The organism is Streptomyces sp. NPDC048419, assembly GCF_043200415.1.
In the GTDB taxonomy this organism is placed as follows: domain Bacteria; phylum Actinomycetota; class Actinomycetes; order Streptomycetales; family Streptomycetaceae; genus Streptomyces.
Map to the genome: position 1 here is coordinate 800,708 of NZ_JBICXT010000001.1, position 17,225 is coordinate 817,932.

The 17,225-nt window shown below is 69.4% G+C and carries 15 protein-coding genes; 8 read left to right on the plus strand and 7 right to left on the minus strand.

Features of this window, described 5'->3' with window-relative positions; translation table 11 throughout:
* The first annotated feature begins 203 nt into the window (after nucleotides 1–203).
* Entirely contained in the window at nucleotides 204–2,660 is a 2,457-nt protein-coding gene (locus ACGFYN_RS03465; RefSeq protein WP_393864036.1) for a DNA topoisomerase (ATP-hydrolyzing) subunit A, read from the plus strand.
* On the opposite strand, the gene ACGFYN_RS03470 is transcribed toward ACGFYN_RS03465, so the two are convergent.
* The gene (locus ACGFYN_RS03470; protein ID WP_393864037.1) at nucleotides 2,657–3,835 is read right to left on the minus strand and encodes a CobW family GTP-binding protein; all 1,179 of its coding nucleotides are present in this window, start codon (nucleotides 3,833–3,835) and stop codon (nucleotides 2,657–2,659) included. The two genes, ACGFYN_RS03465 and ACGFYN_RS03470, sit on opposite strands and share 4 nt — an antisense overlap.
* Nucleotides 3,836–4,156: 321 nt before the next feature.
* Here ACGFYN_RS03470 and ACGFYN_RS03475 point away from each other — a divergent pair, with 321 nt between their 5' ends.
* Complete coding sequence (locus ACGFYN_RS03475; RefSeq protein WP_393864038.1) at nucleotides 4,157–4,702, plus strand: DUF6082 family protein; 546 nt, start codon at nucleotides 4,157–4,159, stop codon at nucleotides 4,700–4,702.
* Between the two features lie 129 nt (nucleotides 4,703–4,831).
* On the plus strand, nucleotides 4,832–5,068 hold the full coding sequence (locus tag ACGFYN_RS03480; RefSeq protein ID WP_393864039.1) for a hypothetical protein: 237 nt from the start codon (nucleotides 4,832–4,834) through the stop codon (nucleotides 5,066–5,068).
* 239 nt (nucleotides 5,069–5,307) lie between these two features.
* Here the strand turns inward: ACGFYN_RS03480 and ACGFYN_RS03485 are convergent, their stop codons facing one another.
* Complete coding sequence (locus ACGFYN_RS03485) at nucleotides 5,308–6,471, minus strand: citrate synthase/methylcitrate synthase (protein WP_393864152.1); 1,164 nt, start codon at nucleotides 6,469–6,471, stop codon at nucleotides 5,308–5,310.
* Nucleotides 6,472–6,591: 120 nt separating this feature from the next.
* On the opposite strand from ACGFYN_RS03485, the gene ACGFYN_RS03490 reads away from it, so the two are divergent.
* From ACGFYN_RS03490 to ACGFYN_RS03505, 4 genes are all read left to right on the plus strand, one after another.
* Nucleotides 6,592–7,902 (plus strand): citrate synthase, encoded by a 1,311-nt coding sequence (locus ACGFYN_RS03490; protein ID WP_393864040.1) that lies wholly within the window; start codon nucleotides 6,592–6,594, stop codon nucleotides 7,900–7,902.
* 10 nt (nucleotides 7,903–7,912) lie between these two features.
* Complete coding sequence (locus ACGFYN_RS03495) at nucleotides 7,913–8,854, plus strand: sucrase ferredoxin (RefSeq protein WP_393864041.1); 942 nt, start codon at nucleotides 7,913–7,915, stop codon at nucleotides 8,852–8,854.
* A gap of 112 nt (nucleotides 8,855–8,966) precedes the next feature.
* The gene (locus tag ACGFYN_RS03500; RefSeq protein WP_393864042.1) at nucleotides 8,967–10,655 is read left to right on the plus strand and encodes an ATP-binding protein; all 1,689 of its coding nucleotides are present in this window, start codon (nucleotides 8,967–8,969) and stop codon (nucleotides 10,653–10,655) included.
* Nucleotides 10,652–11,332: a response regulator gene (locus ACGFYN_RS03505; RefSeq protein ID WP_393864043.1), complete on the plus strand. Its 681-nt coding sequence runs from the start codon at nucleotides 10,652–10,654 to the stop codon at nucleotides 11,330–11,332. The genes ACGFYN_RS03500 and ACGFYN_RS03505 overlap by 4 nt, the downstream gene beginning before the upstream one ends.
* A gap of 55 nt (nucleotides 11,333–11,387) precedes the next feature.
* Here ACGFYN_RS03505 and ACGFYN_RS03510 read toward each other — a convergent pair whose 3' ends face one another.
* Genes ACGFYN_RS03510 through ACGFYN_RS03520 form a run of 3 tightly spaced genes read right to left on the minus strand, consistent with a single transcriptional unit; the run spans nucleotide 11,388 to nucleotide 14,178 of the window.
* Nucleotides 11,388–12,449, minus strand: a complete 1,062-nt coding sequence (locus ACGFYN_RS03510; RefSeq protein ID WP_393864044.1) for an ABC transporter substrate-binding protein — start codon at nucleotides 12,447–12,449, stop codon at nucleotides 11,388–11,390.
* 60 nt (nucleotides 12,450–12,509) lie between these two features.
* Complete coding sequence (locus ACGFYN_RS03515; protein WP_393864045.1) at nucleotides 12,510–13,373, minus strand: ABC transporter permease; 864 nt, start codon at nucleotides 13,371–13,373, stop codon at nucleotides 12,510–12,512.
* The gene (locus ACGFYN_RS03520; RefSeq protein WP_393864046.1) at nucleotides 13,363–14,178 is read right to left on the minus strand and encodes an ABC transporter ATP-binding protein; all 816 of its coding nucleotides are present in this window, start codon (nucleotides 14,176–14,178) and stop codon (nucleotides 13,363–13,365) included. The genes ACGFYN_RS03515 and ACGFYN_RS03520 overlap by 11 nt, the downstream gene beginning before the upstream one ends.
* A 161-nt stretch (nucleotides 14,179–14,339) precedes the next feature.
* On the opposite strand from ACGFYN_RS03520, the gene ACGFYN_RS03525 reads away from it, so the two are divergent.
* Nucleotides 14,340–15,032, plus strand: coding sequence for a response regulator (locus ACGFYN_RS03525; RefSeq protein ID WP_393864047.1), 693 nt, complete (start codon nucleotides 14,340–14,342; stop codon nucleotides 15,030–15,032).
* A gap of 19 nt (nucleotides 15,033–15,051) precedes the next feature.
* Here ACGFYN_RS03525 and ACGFYN_RS03530 read toward each other — a convergent pair whose 3' ends face one another.
* Entirely contained in the window at nucleotides 15,052–16,644 is a 1,593-nt protein-coding gene (locus tag ACGFYN_RS03530; RefSeq protein ID WP_393864048.1) for a cation acetate symporter, read from the minus strand.
* Complete coding sequence (locus ACGFYN_RS03535; protein ID WP_393864049.1) at nucleotides 16,641–17,201, minus strand: DUF485 domain-containing protein; 561 nt, start codon at nucleotides 17,199–17,201, stop codon at nucleotides 16,641–16,643. Before ACGFYN_RS03535 ends, ACGFYN_RS03530 begins: the two co-directional genes overlap by 4 nt.
* Nucleotides 17,202–17,225 lie beyond the last annotated feature (24 nt).

The window sequence follows — 17,225 nt, forward strand, 5'->3', positions numbered from 1 at the left end:
CAGCGGATCGCGTAACCTGCGGGCAGCCGTGGCGAGGGTGATCCCCGAGCGCCGGGCCGGGCCGCCCGCACCGGGTCCTGGTCCGCGTTGTCAGTGCCGCGGTCCACAATGGTCCGCGTCAGATCTCGTTCACGCTTCAGGCAAGAGTGAGCCGAAGGGGCGCGACCCGAAGGCGAGCGACCAGAAAAGAGGAGCCGGCAGCGATGGCCCGCCGCAGCACGAAGACCCCGCCGCCCGACGACTCGTTCGAGGAGCGGATCCTCGACATCGACGTCGTCGACGAGATGCAGGGCTCCTTTCTCGAGTACGCGTACTCGGTCATCTACTCGCGAGCCCTGCCCGACGCCCGCGACGGCCTCAAGCCGGTGCACCGCCGCATCGTCTACCAGATGAACGAGATGGGACTGCGCCCCGACCGAGGCTATGTGAAGTGTGCCCGCGTCGTCGGCGAGGTCATGGGCAAGTTGCACCCGCACGGCGACGCGTCGATCTACGACGCCCTGGTGCGCATGGCCCAGCCCTTCTCCATGCGCGTGCCGCTGGTGGACGGCCACGGCAACTTCGGTTCGCTGGGCAACGACGACCCGCCGGCCGCCATGCGGTACACGGAGTGCCGCCAGGCCGCCGCGACGAGCCTGATGACCGAGTCGATCGACGAGGACACGGTCGACTTCGCGCCCAACTACGACGGCCAGGAGCAGGAGCCGGTCGCCCTGCCGGCGGCCTTCCCGAACCTGCTGGTGAACGGCGCGTCGGGCATCGCGGTCGGCATGGCGACGAACATGCCGCCGCACAACCTCTCCGAGGTCATCTCGGCCGCCCGCCACCTGATCCGGTACCCGAACGCGGACCTGGACACGCTGATGAAGCACGTCCCGGGCCCCGACCTGCCCACCGGCGGCCGCATCGTCGGCCTCTCCGGCGTCCGGGACGCCTACGAGACAGGCCGCGGCACCTTCAAGATCCGCGCCACGGTCGAGATCGAGACCGTCACCGCCCGCCGCAAGGGCCTGGTCGTCACCGAACTGCCCTTCACGGTCGGCCCGGAGAAGGTGATCGCGAAGATCAAGGACCTGGTCGGCTCGAAGAAGATCCAGGGCATCGCCGACGTCAAGGACCTCACCGACCGCCAGCACGGCCTGCGCCTGGTCATCGAGATCAAGAACGGCTTCGTGCCGGAGGCCGTCCTGGAGCAGCTCTACAAGCTGACGCCGATGGAGGAGTCCTTCGGCATCAACAACGTCGCGCTGGTGGACGGACAGCCGCTCACGCTGGGCCTCAAGGAGCTCCTGGAGGTCTACCTCGACCACCGCTTCGAGGTCGTGCGCCGCCGCAGCGAGTTCCGCCGCACCAAGCGGCGCGACCGTCTGCACCTGGTCGAAGGCCTGCTGACGGCTCTCGTCGACATCGACGAGGTCATCCGCCTGATCCGCTCCAGCGAGAACAGCGCGCAGGCCAAGGAGCGCCTGATGCAGCGCTTCTCCCTGTCGGACGTCCAGACCCAGTACATTCTCGACACTCCGTTGCGCCGCCTCACCAAGTTCGACCGCATCGAGCTGGAGTCCGAGAAGGAAAGGCTCAACGCGGAGATCGCGGAACTGACCCGGATCCTCGACTCGGACACCGAGCTGCGCAAGCTGGTCTCCTCCGAACTGGCCCAGGTGGCCAAGAAGTTCGGCACCGACCGGCGCACGGTCCTGCTGGAGGCGTCCGGCGCCGCGGCCGCCGTCGTACCGCTGCAGGTCGCGGACGACCCCTGCCGGGTCCTGCTCTCCTCCACCGGCCTGCTGGCCCGTACGGCGAACGGCGGGCCCTTCCCGGAGGACAAGGCGGCCAAGCGCGTCAAGCACGACGTGATCATCTCGGCGGTCCCGGCGACGGCGCGCGGCGAGATCGGCGCCGTGACCTCGCTCGGCCGGCTGCTGCGGATCAACGTCGTCGACCTCCCGCAGCTCCCGGAGACGGTGTCGGCACCGAACCTCTCGGGCGGAGCGCCGCTCACGGAGTTCGTCTCACTGGACGGTCCCGAGACGGTGGTCTGCCTCATCACGCTCGACGAGTCCTCCCCCGGCCTCGCCATCGGCACGGAACAGGGCGTGGTCAAGCGTGTGGTCCCCGACTACCCGACCAACAAGGAGGAGTTGGAGGTCATCACGCTCAAGGACGGCGACCGGATCGTCGGCGCGATCGAGCTGCGCACCGGCGAAGAGGACCTGGTCTTCATCACCGACGACGCCCAGCTGCTGCGCTACCAGGCCTCGCAGGTCCGCCCCCAGGGCCGTCCCGCGGGCGGCATGGCGGGCATCAAGCTGACGGACGGCGCGAAGGTCATCTCCTTCACGGCGGTGGACCCGGCGGCCGACGCGGTGGTCTTCACGGTCGCGGGCTCACGCGGCACGCTCGACGACTCGGTCCAGACGACGGCCAAGCTCACACCGTTCGACCAGTACCCGCGCAAGGGCCGCGCCACCGGCGGCGTCCGCTGCCAGCGCTTCCTCAAGGGCGAGGACTGTCTCTCCCTGGCCTGGGCGGGCACCGTCCCGGCCAAGGCGGCCCAGAAGAACGGCACTCCAGCCGACCTCCCGGACATCGACCCACGGCGCGACGGCTCCGGCGTGTCGCTGGCCAGGACGGTGTCGGTGGTGGCGGGGCCGGTCTAGGCCGACGGCTCCACGGGATCTTGCACGTCGGGATCCTGTACGTCGGGATCTTGCTCATCGGGATCTTGTACATAGCGCAGGACGCCCCACATACCGGTCTCGTCGACGGTGTGCGGGGCGTCGCTCCTGCACACCTCGAGCCCCTTGCCGAGGGCGGATGCGTCGATGCCGGAGCCGATGAGGACGAGCTGGGTGAGGCGTGCGCTGCCGGAAGTACCGGAGCCGTCGGAGCCATCGGAGCTGCCTGGCCAGGGCTCGGGATAGAACCGCAGGAAGCGCCCTACGGCATGCACGGCGTAACGGTTCCGGACGTCGTACGCCCCGAAGTCGACGTACCCCTTGATCCGGTACAGCCCCTCGGGCCGGCTGTCGAGGAACTCCATCAACCGGCGCGGATCCATGGGCACTTCGGAGGTGAAGGAGAGGCTGTCGTAGGCGGCGTGCATGTGGCGCACGTCGTGCATGTGATCGTGGAAGGGATCCACGTCGTCCATGTCATCCACGTCGTCCATGTCATCCACATGGTCCATGTCGTCGAAGGACAGCTGCCCGATGCGCTCAGCGCCGGGCCGGCAGTCGAAGAGGAACTCGGGGTCGATACGGCCGTAGGAGGCCGGAACGACGGCGGCACGGTCGACGAGCGACCGGACGAGCCCGAGAACGCGCTCGGCGTCCGGCGTGCGGTCGAGCTTGTTGACGACGACGAGATCGGCGAGGGCGAGATGCCGGTCCACCTCGGGATGCCTGGCGCGGGTGTCGTCGAACTCGGCGGCGTCGACGACCTCGACGAGACCGCCGTAGACGATCCCGGGTTCCTCACTGGCGAGCACCATGCGCACGAGTTCCTGCGGCTCGGCGAGCCCGCTGGCCTCGATGACGATGACGTCGATACCGGCGGAGGGACGGGCGAGCCGCTCGAGGTAACTGTCGAGTTCACTGGTGTCGACGGCGCAGCACAGGCACCCGTTGCCGAGGGAGACGGTGGAGTCCCCGAGCGCGCCGGCGACGGCCATGGCGTCGATCTCGATGGCACCGAAGTCGTTGACGACGGCGCCGATACGGCTGCCACCACTGCGGTGCAGGAGGTGGTTGAGGAGGGTGGTTTTGCCGGAACCCAGGAATCCGGCGAGTACGACGACCGGGATCTGCCGACTGCTGTGGTTCGGCTGACTCAACGTGCGACCTCTTCCGCGCTTCCTTGTGCGCCGGATCGCGGCTGCGGCGCACGTACGACATGTGAATGCCGGACCAGGATACGAGCCGGAACAATCACTGCTGAGTGAACGATTGTTAGCAGCTCCTACGGGGCAGACGTTGGGCAAGGCGCCGGAGTGTGCGACCCTCGCTTCCCTCCGTGCGCCGCCTCTCCGCCTCCCTGCCGATCAGAGCCGCTCGGCATCCTGGGAGACGGCAAGCGCCGCCCACCGCTCGCCGGTCCCCCACAGTCGACCCGCACCCCGACGACCGGCGGACGGCCGCCTGATTCGGGGGTTGACATGACCACACAGAACACGGATGCACGGGGGTGGACTTCTGCCGCCGCCACTGGGCTCGCCTTCACCGTGGGAGTACTCGTAGCCCTGGCTGCGCAACGCCGCCGGTTCGAGGAGTTGCGACAGCGTGTCGGGAAAATGGAGCACGACGATCGCCAGGCCATGCTGACGGAGCAGCAGCGCCTCCAGTTCTATCTCCTGAGCCAGGCGATGGAGGACCCCGACCTGGCCGCTGTGTACAGCAACATTCAGGTGGACTCCCCCGTCCAGCGACGCCAGTACCTGTTCGCAAACGCCCTGTACACCAATGCCCTGCTTGCCTACCGAGTAGGTGTGGTCAATTGGGAGGAATTACACGGCCACCTCCGGATGATCTGCCGAAACTCCATCTTTCGCGACTACTGGGACGCCCACCGCCCTCACCGCGCCAGCCTCAAATCCGACTCGGCCGAAGCCAGGGTGGGCCGAATGGTGGATCGCCTCATCCGCGATTTGGACGAAGCCGACACCGAAGAGTGGTGGGTGGTGGGTGAACCTGCCGAAGAGTGACGGAAGTTGACGTGCCGTCAATCAAGACATGCCCACAGTCGGACCCCCGTCAAGATCGGTACGGACGGGCCGCTACCCTATCCCCGCCCTCAGGGCTGTCATCCGCCCCTTCAAAGGACAGGGATACCGTTGAAGATCGTGCGCCGCATTGGTGCCTCCCCACGTCAACGTGGCAGTTTGTCGGGCGATTCCTGCCCGGACATCTTCGAACTTAGTGACGGAAACTTTGCCGTCATCGGGACAGAGGCCACCGCGGCGCTCGAGAAAGAGCTTCCCCCCGACGCCTCACGGGCCAGCTATGAACACATCGTGATCGTGAGCAGAGAGACCTTCCTTCGCGCGAAAGCAGACATCCCCGACAGCTGAAGCCAACGGGCCCGCAAGGACTTCACCGTCGACCGTTGAGGTGCACTCGGCGACCCCATGGAGGGGCAACCTCCGGAAGACGCATCCTGCTGACCCCCGCTCCCATCTCCCGCCTGGCGCACAACAACCCCTGACGCCACAGGCCAGCTTCGAGCCGAACAGCAATTACCCCGCCACCACGGCTCGCCCACGACATCGTCAGGTCCGGCTCCGGATCGGAACCGGACCTCACGCACAACTCAGGCCACCGGCACAGCCATCGGCGCCCCCGGCCCCACATACCGCGCCACCGGCCGGATGATCTTCCGATCCTCCGCCTGTTCCAGGATGTTCGCGCTCCAGCCCACCACCCGGGCCGCGGCGAAGGTCGGGGTGAACATCTCGCGGGGCAGGCCGCACAGTTCCATGACGACGCCCGCGTAGAACTCGACGTTGGTGTGGAGTTCCCGTCCCGGCTTCAACTCGGCCAGGATCGCCTCCACATGGCGTTCCACCTCCACGGCGAACTCGACGCGCGGACCACCGAAGCTCTGCGCCACCTCACGGAGCATGCGGGAGCGAGGATCCTCGGTGCGGTAGACGGCGTGACCGAAACCCATGATGCGGTCGCCGGCGAGGACGCGTTCGCGAATCCAGGGGTCGATGCGGTCAGGGCTGCCGATCGCGTCCAGAGTGTCCAGCGCACGACTGGGCGCACCCCCGTGCAGCGGCCCGGACAGCGCCCCCACGGCCCCCACCAGGCACGCGGCCACATCCGCCCCCGTCGACGCGATCACCCGTGCCGTAAAGGTTGATGCATTGAAGCCGTGATCAATGGTTGAGATCAAGTACTGCTCGATCGCCCGGGCCCGCGCAGCATCCGGCTCCGAACCGGTCAGCATGTAGAGGTAGTTGGCCGCGAAGGACAGATCGTCACGCGGCCCCACCGGATCGAGCCCGCGCCCCAGCCGGTACAGCGCCGTGAGCAGCGTGGGTACGGCCGCGGCCGCCACCAGCGTGTCCCGGCGGCGCGCGCTCGCGTCGATGTCGTACACCGGCCGGAATCCCTGCGCCGATCCGAGCAGCGACAGAGCCGTCCGCATCCCGGCCAGCGGCCCGGACCCGCCGCTCGCCGCCGCGATCGCCGGCAGCGCCGCCCACACCTCGTCCGGCAGCCTTCGCAGCGCGGCCGTCTCCGCGACGAACGCCGCACGCCGTACCGCATCCGGCAGTTCACCGTGGGCCAGGAGATGCCAGACGTCCTCGAAGCCCCGGGTCTGCGCGAGTTCGACGGCCGAGTACTGCCGGTAGTGGTAGAAGCCCTCGAGACCCCGGACGTCCCCGACCTCGGTGTCGGTGACCACGACGCCGGCGAGCCCGCGCGGCACATTGATGGTGGCAGCTGCTGACCTGTTGACGGACATGATTCCTCCCTGGACTTGATTCGACTGTCCATGCTTGACTGTTTCTCTGTCAATATTGATTAGATCAACTTCAGTCAACATAACGAATCCATGCATCGCCATGCCGATACGGTGACCCCCATGCGCGATCAAGAGCCCTCCCCCGGTCACGCCGAACGGCGGCTGACCACCAAGGAAGCCGCCGAACTGCTGGGCGTGAAGCCCGAGACCGTGTACGCGTACGTGAGCCGCGGCCAGCTCAGCAGCCGACGTGTGCCCGGCGGCCGGGGCAGCACCTTCGACGCCCAGGAGGTGGAGGGGCTCGCAAAGCGCAACAGGCGGGAGAGCAGCGGGAGTTCGTCCTCAGGAGGCGAGCTGTCCGTCCGGACGCGGATCACCCTCATCGAGCCGAACGCGTACTACTTCCGAGGCGTCGACGCCACCGAACTGGCCACGCACCACACCTACGAAGAGGTCGCCGAGTGGCTGTGGACCGGCCGCCTTCGCCCCGGCATCACGTTCACCGCACCGGAGGCGTCCGTCGCCACGGCCCGCCAGGCCGTCGACGCGCTGCCCGAGCACACCGGCCCCACCGACCGGCTGCGCGTCGCGGCGATCGCCGCCGCCGTGGCGGATCCCCTGCGCTTCGACCTCTCCGAGGACGCCGTACTCGGCACGGCGCGCACGCTCATCCCCACCCTGGTCGCCGCCCTGCCGCCGGCGTCCCGGCGCCGCCGCCACGACGAGGGTCCGCTGGCCCGCCGCCTGTGGACGTGCCTGAGCGGGAAGGAAGCCGACGAGGCCTCGCTGCGCGTGATCGACACCGCGCTCGCCCTCCTCGCCGACCACGACCTCGCCGCCTCGACCCTCGCGGTGCGCGTCGCCGCCTCGGCCCGGGCCCACGCCTACGCGGCCGTGTCCGCCGGGCTCGGCGTGCTCGAAGGCCCCCTGCACGGGGCGGCCAGCGGCCTCGCCCACCGCCTTCTGCTGGACGTTCTCGACGAGGGTGACGCGGCCCCCGTGATCGCGGAGGAGCTGCGCGCGGGCCGCCGCATCCCAGGGCTCGGCCACCGGCTCTACCCCGGCGAGGACCCACGCGCGCGCGTGCTGTTCGGTCTCCTGGAGGAGATCCCCCACGCCGCCCCCGCCCTCGCCGCGGCTCGCGACATCGTGACCACGACCGCCCGCCACACCCCGCTGCACGCCAACGTCGACCTGGCCCTGGCCGTGTTCACAGCGTCCAGCGGGATGCCGGCGACGGCGGGCGAGACGATCTTCGCCGTGGCCCGTACGGCGGGCTGGATCGCGCACGCGCTGGAGGAGTACGGCGAACGCCCCCTGCGTATGCGGCCCAGCGGGCACTACGTCGGCCCGAGGCCGCCTCAGCCACTGCCGCGGCCGGAGCAGGACACGAAGACGGCCGAGAAGTCACGGAGCGCCAAGTCAGGTTAGGCTCACCTCTGTGAGTACGTGCTCAACCGTCTCCCGGGAGCTCGACGAGCCGATCGCGGGTACCGCGGCCACCGCGAGGACCTGGCTGCTGCTGGAGCAGCCGGGCCCCTGGGGCGCCAAGGCGCTCACGTCGAGCCACCTCGATCCGGCACTCGGCCGCGCGCTGGAGGCGGCCGCCAAGGGCACGGGCGTGCGCATCGCACTGATCCGGCGCCCTGGCCGCCACGCCGACTGCGGCACGCCCGCCACCCGGCAGGTCTACGCGGCCCACACCGCCCCCGGGGACGCATGGCTGCACTCCGCCGCGGTCGACGATCCGCGCGCCCTGCTCGACCTCGACTTCGCCGCGCTCGGCCAGGGCGAGCACCGCACCTTCGGCGCGGCGCTCGCGGGCCGGCCCCACACCGGCGGCCCGCTCGCCCTCGTCTGCACCAACGGCAAGCGCGACCGCTGCTGCGCCCTGCTGGGCCGCCCGCTCGCCGCCGAACTCGCCGCCTCCGGGGTGGAGGGCGTCTGGGAGGTCACTCATCTGGGTGGCCATCGCTTCTCGCCCACGCTGCTCGTGCTGCCGTACGGATACGCGTACGGCCGTGCCCAGGCCCACGCCGTCAAGGAAGTGCTGAGCGGCGTCCAGGAGGGGCGGATCGTCCTGGAGGGGTGCCGCGGGAGCAGCGCCTGGGAGCGGCCCGGTCAGGCGGCCGAGCTCGCCGTGCGCGCGGCCGTGCACGAGTACGGGGCGGACGCCCTGCGCGTCGCGGCGACCAGCGGTGCCGCACCGCGCTGGCAGGTGACCGTCGCGCACGTGGACGGACGCCGGTGGTCCGTAGAGGTGGCCCAGGGCGCCTCCCTGCCGCCTCGCCCGGAGAGCTGCGGGACGTCGATCCTGGGCTCGCCCGCGCGCATGGAGGTCGTCGTGGTGCATGAGCTGACGACCACCGCACTCGCCAGTTGACGCGGTTGATCCATACCGGTCAGTGCTTCGACCTGCCCCGTTCGGTATTGATCAAGAGATCCATGCCACACCCACTACGGCAGTTCCGGCCGGTCCACGTACCGTCGTGGTCATGAGCCCCACTCCGCCCGCACGCCGTCTGCGTCTCGGTCTGCCGAAACGGGTGTTCTCGCAGGTACTGCTGATGCAGGTGGTGATCGCCGCGGGCGTCGCGGTGCTCGCGACAGGACTCTTCCTCGCCCCTCTCAGCAAGCAGCTGGACCAGGAGGCGATGCGCCGCGCCCTGGCCATCGCCGAGACCACGGCCCAGGACCCGCAGGTCGCCGAGGGTGTGCTGACCACCTCGCCGAGCCGGAACGGTCCGGTGCAGAAGGAGGCCGAGCGGATCCGGCGGGCCACGCACGCCGAGTACATCGTGGTCCTGAACCGGCACTGGATCCGCTGGTCGCATCCCACCCCGAGCGAGATCGGCCAACCTGTCTCCACCAACCCCACCGACGCCCTGGGCGGCAAGGAGGTCATGGAGATCGACAGGGGCACTCTGGGCCGCTCCGCGCGCGGCAAGGTGCCCCTCAGGGACTCCGACGGCAAGATCATCGGTGCGGTCTCGGTCGGGATCAAGTACGACAGCGTGCGGGCCGAGCTCATCGGCGCGATCCCCGAGCTGCTCGCCTACGCCGGTGGCGCCCTGGCCGTCGGGGCGCTGGCCGCCTGGCTGATCTCGCGACGGGTTCAGCGGCAGACCCGCGACCTGGCCTTCTCAGACATCTCGGCGCTGCTCGCGGAACGCGAGGCGATGCTGCACGGCATACGCGAAGGCGTCGTAGCACTGGACCGCTCCGGCCGTATCCGCCTGCTCAACGACGAGGCGCACCGCCTGCTGAGCATCGACGACGGAGTCATCGGCCAGTCTCCCGAGCAGGCCCTGGGCGAAGGACGTACGGCCGACATCCTGGGCGGCCGGGTGACGGGCACCGACCTGCTCACCGTCCGCGGCCAGCGCGTGCTCGTCGCCAACCGCATGCCCACCGACGACGGCGGCGCGGTGGCCACCCTGCGCGACCGCACCGAACTGGAACAGCTCGGCCGGGAACTCGACTCCACACGCGGCCTGATCGACGCCCTGCGCGCGCAGGACCACGAGCACGCCAACCGCATGCACACTCTCCTGGGTCTGCTCGAACTGGAGATGTACGACGACGCCGTGGACTTCGTCGGAGAGGTGGTCGGCGACCACCGCGTCACCGCGGAGCAGGTCACGGAGAAGATCCATGACCCGCTGCTCGCCGCCCTGCTGGTGGGCAAGGCGACGGTCGCGACCGAGCGCGGCGTCGCCCTGTGGATCTCGGACCGGACGTGGCTCCCGAACCGGTTGATCGATCCCCGCGGGATCGTCACGGTCGTCGGGAACCTGGTGGACAACGCCCTCGACGCGGTCGCGGGCACCCTCCACGCGCGCGTGGAGATCGAGTTGCGCGCGGAGGGGCGTACGGCCGTCCTGAAGGTGTGCGACACCGGGCCCGGAATCCCGGTGGAACAGCGCGAGTTGGTCTTCACCGACGGATGGTCCACGAAGGAGCAACCGGCCCACCGCAAGCGTGGCATCGGGCTCTCCCTGGTACGCAGGCTCGCCGAGCGGCAGGGCGGCAGCGCCTCGGTCGGCGAGGCGCACGGCGGGGGCGCGGAGTTCACCGTCGTCCTGCCCGAGGCGCTCACCGACCCGGCACCGGAAACGGAAACGGAACCGGAACCGGCCCTGACCGCATCCGCGGAGACGTCCCTCGAGGAGGAGTCGCGATGATCGAGGTCCTGGTCGTGGACGACGACACCAGGGTCGCGGCCGTCAACGCCGCCTACGTCGAGAAGGTGGCGGGCTTCCACGTCGCCGGCGAGGCGCACAGCGCCGCCGAGGCGCTGAGTCAGCTGGAGTCGCTGCCCCATCTCGACCTGGTCCTCATGGACCACTATCTGCCGGACGAGACGGGCCTGGCGGTGGTCCGGGAGATGCGCCGCCGCGGCCACCAGACCGATGTGATCATGGTGACGGCAGCCCGGGACGTGGCGACCGTGCAGGCCGCGATGCGGCACGGCGCGCTCCAGTACCTGGTCAAGCCGTTCGCCTTCGCGGGCCTGCGCATCAAGCTGGAGGCGTACGCGAAGCTGCGGCGCACGCTCGACGGCGGCGGCGAGGCCGAACAGGCCGAGGTGGACCGCATTTTCGGCGCCCTGTCCGCCACTTCGGAGCCGGGGCTGCCCAAGGGCCACTCCCCCACCACCGCGGAGCTGGTGCGCCAGTCCCTGATGAACGCCGAAGGCCCGCTGTCGGCACAGGAAATCGCCGAGCGGACCGGAGTGAGCCGCCAGACCGCCCAGCGCTATCTGAAGCTCCTGGAGCGCACCGGACGGGCCCGGCTGACCCTGAAATACGGCGACGCGGGCCGCCCTGAACACCGTTACGTGTGGGCGACCCGCGCCTGAGGGCACGGCCTGTGGGGGTGGGGGAAGGGGCCGTACCCCTTCCGTAGATACGGACTCAGCCCTTGGCCTTCTCCACGAACTCGGAAGTGAACGTCTTGCTGAGGTCCACCTTGGCGTTCTTGATGTTGGGGTTGAACGCCTTGAGCACCTTCTCGACGGTCTCGGGGCCGTTCTCGGGCATGACGCCGTCCTTGGTGAACATCGGCAGTGTGCTCTCGATGGCCGCGGCGTAGAGGGGCTTGTTGCCCTGGGAGTAGTCGGCGGGCATCTTGGCGGCGATCTGCGACGAGCTGTGGGTGGACATCCACTTGAGCGTCTTGACGAATGCATTGGCCAACTTCTGGACGGTGTCCTTGTGGCTGTTGACCCAGTCCGTCTGCATGTACAGGCTTGACGACGGGTAAGGGCCGCCGAGCGCCTGCTGGGAACCCTTCGGGGTCCGCATGTCGAGCAGGACCTTGCCCGCCTTCTTGTCCAGGATCGTGGCGACGGTCGGGTCGGTCGTCATGCCGCCGTCGATGGAGCCCTGCTGGAGCGCCGAGATGAAGGTCGGTCCCGCTCCGACGGCGACCGGTGTGAACTCGTTGACGTTCACGCCGTTCTTGACGGCGAGGTACTTGGTGAGGAAGTCGGTCGACGAGCCGAGGCCGGTGATGCCGAGCTTCTTGCCCTTGAAGTCCTTGGGCGACTTGATGTCACCCGCCGCCTTGTTGGAGACGATCTCCACCTCGCCGGGCGCGTGCGAGAACTGCACGACGGACTCGATGGCCTTGCCCTTGGTCTGCAGATCGAGGGTGTGGTCGTAGAAGCCGACGGCCCCCTGGACCTGTCCGGAGACGAGCGCGGTCTCCGCCTGGACACCGGCCGGCTCGCTCAGCAGCTCCACGTCGAGGCCCTCGGCGTCGAAGTAGCCGAGCCGCTGGGTCAGCATCGCCGGCATGTAGATGACCTTGTCCAGGCCACCGACCATGATCTTGACCTTCGTGCCCTTGCCGTCCCCCTTGCTGCCGGAGCCCGTGGAGGCGGTGCTGGCCGCGTCGTTGGCGCAGGCGGTGAGGGAGGAGACGGCGAGCAGACCGGCGGCGGCCAGGGTGGAGTATCTGACGGACTTGCGCATGACGGTTCACGTCCTTGTGAGAGGGCGGTGCGGGGAGAAGTGGGGGGCTGGGGGGCCGGTTCAGCTGTCGGAACCCGCCGGCTTCCAGCGGAAGATGCGGCGCTCGGCGAAGGTCAGCAGTCCCTCGGCGGCGAGTGCCACGACGGCGAGGATGACCATCGCCGCGTACACACCGGCCGTGTTGAAGGTGCCCTGCGACTGCGCGATGAGCAGACCGACGCCCTTGGTGGCGCCGATGTACTCGCCGACGATGGCGCCGATCAGGGCGAAGCCGAAGCTGACGTGGAGGCTGGTGAAGATCCACGAGGTGGCGGAGGGGATGACCACCTGGAGGGTCACGCGCCGGTTGCTCGCGCCGAGGATGCGGGCGTTGGCGACGAGGTTGCGGTCGACCTCGCGGGCGCCCTGGAAGGCGTTGAAGAAGACCGGGAAGAAGACCAGGACGACGGCCGAGGCGACCTTGGAGGCCGGGCCGAGCCCGAACCAGATCACGAAGATCGGGGCGAGGACGATCCTGGGTATCGAGTTGAGCACCTTGATGTATGGACCAAGGACATCGGCGAGGAAGGTGATCCGCCCGAGAACGATGCCGAACACCACACCAGCGATCACACCGAGCACCCAGCCAAGCAGCGCCTCGTACAGCGTGTACCAGATCTGCTCGCCCAGGGACCCGATGGCGGTCCCGTGGGTCAGCCAGGTCCACACCTGGTCCCAGATCTTCGAGGGCATCGAGAAGTTGAACGGGTCGATGACCTTGGCCCGGGAGAGCGCCTCCCACAGTCCGAGGACGGCGACGAGCAGCAGGACGCGGGCGGCCGTGACGACGATCTTGCGTCTGCGGGCGGCACGCGCGCGTGTCTGTGTGCGGTCCGGTGCCTTGGCCGTGTCGACGACCGGCGTGCTGAGAACCTCAGGCGACATTGGCGGCACCCCTCTCACGGGTGATCCGGACCTCTTCGCCCAGGGACTCCCAGATCTCGCGGTAGATCTCGATGAAGCGCGGCTCCAGGCGCACGGACTCGACCTTGCGCGGCCGCGGCAGGTCGATGTCGAAGACCTGCTTGACGGTGGCGGGACCGGCGGTCATCACGACGACCTTGTCGGCCAGCGCGATCGACTCCTCCAGGTCGTGCGTGACGAACACCACGGAGGCGCCCGTGCCCGACCACAGCTCCAGCAGCTCGTCCGACATCAGCGCCCGGGTCTGCACGTCGAGCGCCGAGAAGGGCTCGTCCATCAGCAGGATCTCGGGGTCGTTGACGAAGGTCGCGGCGAGCGCCACGCGCTTGCGCTGGCCACCGGAGAGCTGGTGCGGGTAGCGGTCCTCGAAGGCCGCGAGCCCGACGCGGGCCAGCCACTCGCGCGCCTTCTCCTTCGCCTCCGCCTTGGGCACACCGCGAAAACGCGGGCCCGCCATGACGTTGGACAGGACCGTGCGCCAGGGGAAGGTGGCGTCCTGCTGGAAGACGAAACCGACCTTGTCGCCGACGCCGTCGACCGGCTGCCCGGCGACCAGGACGTCGCCCTCGGTGGGCTCCTCCAACCCGCTGACGAGGGTCAGCGTGGTCGACTTGCCGCAGCCGGTGGGGCCGACGACCGCCACGAACTCGCCGCGCCCGACCGTGAGGTCCAGCTCCCTGACGGCCGTGTGCAGACCCCCCGACGGGGTCTTGAAGATCTTGCTCGCGCCCCGTAGCTGGATGGCGGGGCTGGTGTCTGCGCTCATGGCCGGGGACGGTAGATGTGGTCCGGGCCACAGCAGCAGCCTTGTGGGCGCATGCCGTTCTTTTGCTTGCAACAGCCTGTTGTGCTCATTTTGCTCGCGCTAGAACTGCTGAGCCGAAACACGGGCGAAATGTTCGCCAGGCCTTGACAGAAAGAGGCCCGATGATTGACGTCCTGGTCGTGGACGACGACTTCCGCGTCGCTGAGATAAACGCCAAGTACGTGGGGAAGGTTCCCGGCTTCCGGGTGGCCGACCGTGCGCACAGTGCTGCTCAGGCGCTTGCCAGCGTGCAACGCGGAGCCATCGACCTGGTTCTGCTCGACCACTACCTGCCCGACCGGACGGGGCTCGAACTCGTCCACCGCATGCGGGAACAGGGCCACGGCACGGACGTCATCATGATCACGGCGGCCAGCGACGTGGGCACCGTGCAGGCCGCGATGCGCCTCGGCGCACTGCACTATCTGGTCAAGCCCTTCACCTTCGCCGCCCTGCGCACCCGTCTCGACTCCTACGCCGCCCTGCGCCGCACCGTCGACCGGGTCGGGGGCCACGGCATCGCCGGCCAGGACCAGGTGGACCGGATCTTCGGCGCACTCCGCACCACCCCGGCCACGTCGTCACCCGGCCTGCCCAGCGGCCACACAGAGCCGACGAGCGACCTGATCTGCCACGTCCTGCACCACGCCGACCACCCGCTCTCGGCCCACGAGGTGGCCGCGGAGACGGGGCTGAGCCGCTCCACGGCCCAGCGTTACCTACGCCACCTCGAACAGGCCGGCCGCCTCCGCCTCTCCCTCAAGTACGGCGACACGGGGAGACCGGAGCACCTGTACGCATGGGTGGCGCCGTAGCCCGCACACCGCGCCGTTCCTACGCGGCCCCCGCCCCCGTCAGCGACCGCACCTCGGTCTCCGCGTGCTTGGCCTCGTCCGGGGTCTCGGAGGAGGTGACCGTGCCGAGCCAGCCCGCGAAAAAGCCCGCCGGGATCGACACGAGGCCGGGGTTCTGGAGCGGGAAGTACTGGAAGTCGACGCCGGGGAACAGCGATTCGGGGCTGCCGGAGACCACCGGCGACAGCACGACGAGGACCAGCGCGGGGATCAGGCCGCCGTAGACGGCCCACACGGCACCGCGGGTGGTGAAGCCGCGCCAGAACAGCGAGTAGAGCAGCGCGGGCAGATTCGCCGATGCGGCGACCGCGAAGGCGAGGCCGACCAGGAAGGCGACGTTGAGGTCACGGGCCAGCAGGCCGAGGGCGATGGCGACCACGCCGATGCCGACAGAGGCGACGCGTGCCACGGCCACCTCGCTGTGCTGCTTCGCACGGCTGCGCCGCAGGGACGCGTACAGGTCGTGGGCCACGGACGCCGAGGAGGCGAGCGTGATGCCGGCGACCACCGCGAGGATCGTGGCGAAGGCGACGGCGGCGACGACCGCGAACAGAACCGTTCCTCCGGTGGAGTTCGCGCCACCGCCCAGGTCGAGCGCGAGGAGCGGCATCGCCGTGTTCCCTGCCGCGTTCGACCCGCGGATCGCCTCGGGGCCGACGATCGCCGCCGCACCGAAGCCGAGGACGAACGTCATCAGGTAGAAAGCGCCGATGAGCCCGATCGACCAGAGCACCGAACGCCTTGCCGCCCGGGCGGTGGGCACGGTGTAGAAGCGGGACAGGATGTGCGGCAGCCCGGCCGTCCCCAGCACCAGGGCGAGACCGAGGCTGATGAAGTCGAAGCGGGCGGTCCAGTCGCCTCCGTACTTCAGCCCCGGCGCCAGGAACGCGTCGCCGTGGCCGCTGCGTTCGGCGGCCGTCAGCAGCAGCCGGTCGACGTCGCCGTGGAACCGCAGCAGGACGAGCACGGTAAGAGCGACCGTACCGGCGAGCAGCAGGACCGCCTTGACGATCTGGATCCAGGTGGTGGCCCGCATCCCGCCCAGCGACACATAGATGACCATGAGCGCGCCGACGCCGATGACGGTCCAGGCCCGAGCCGCCGGGCTCGTCCCTCCGAGCAGCAGCGCGACCAGGCTTCCCGCCCCGACCATCTGCGCCACCAGATAGAGAACGGAGACGGTGACCGAGGAAGTTCCCGCCGCGATCCGGACGGGCCGCTCGCTCATCCGCGCCGCGACCACGTCGGCCAGGGTGAACCGCCCGCAGTTGCGCACCAGTTCGGCGACGAGGAAGAGCACGACCAGCCAGGCGACCTGGAATCCGACCGCGTACAGCAGCCCGTCGTACCCGAACAGCGCGATGAGTCCCGTCAGACCCAGGAAGGAGGCCGCCGACATGTAGTCGCCCGCGATGGCAAAACCATTCTCCATGGGCGAGAAGAGACGCCCACCCGCGTAGAACTCCTCCGCGGAACCCTGCCGGTTACGACCTACCCAGGTGGTGATCGCCAGCGTGACCACGATGAACGCGCTGAACAGGCAGAGTGCCAGCGTCTGGTGGTTGCCCGTCACGACGCCCCGCCCTGCACGCCGCGCGTCAGCTCCTGTGTGTCCCAGCGCAGTTCGAGGGCGGCCCGGTCCCTGCGCAGCCGCGCGTGCCGGGCGTAGGCCCAGGCGAACAGGAACGTCGTGAGGAACTGCCCGAGCCCCGCGAGCATCGCCACGTTCACGGAGCCGGCCACGGGATGCGCCATCAGCCCGGGAGCGGTCGTGGCCGTCACGACGTATCCCACGTACCAGACGAAGAACACGGCGACACCCGGCACCACGAACCTGCGATACGTGCTGCGCACCTCCTGGAACGCCGCGCTGCGCTGCACCTCGAGGTAGACGCCGGCCGCGGTCTCGTCCTCGCTCTCGAGGCGTGCGGGAACATCTTTCGGCCCAGGGGCGCGTCCGCCCGGAGCGTCCGACTCGCCCCAGCCGGAGGCGAGTGCGTCGTACCAAGGGTCGTCGTACCTCACGCCCCCGGGCGCCTCGGCGGGCGACGGGCCGTGCCCCTCGCGGCGCTCGGGCGAACCATCGGTGCCACCCCCGACTGTGCGGGGACGGCTGTTGCTTGACTGCATGCCCAAGGATGGACAGAACGGGAA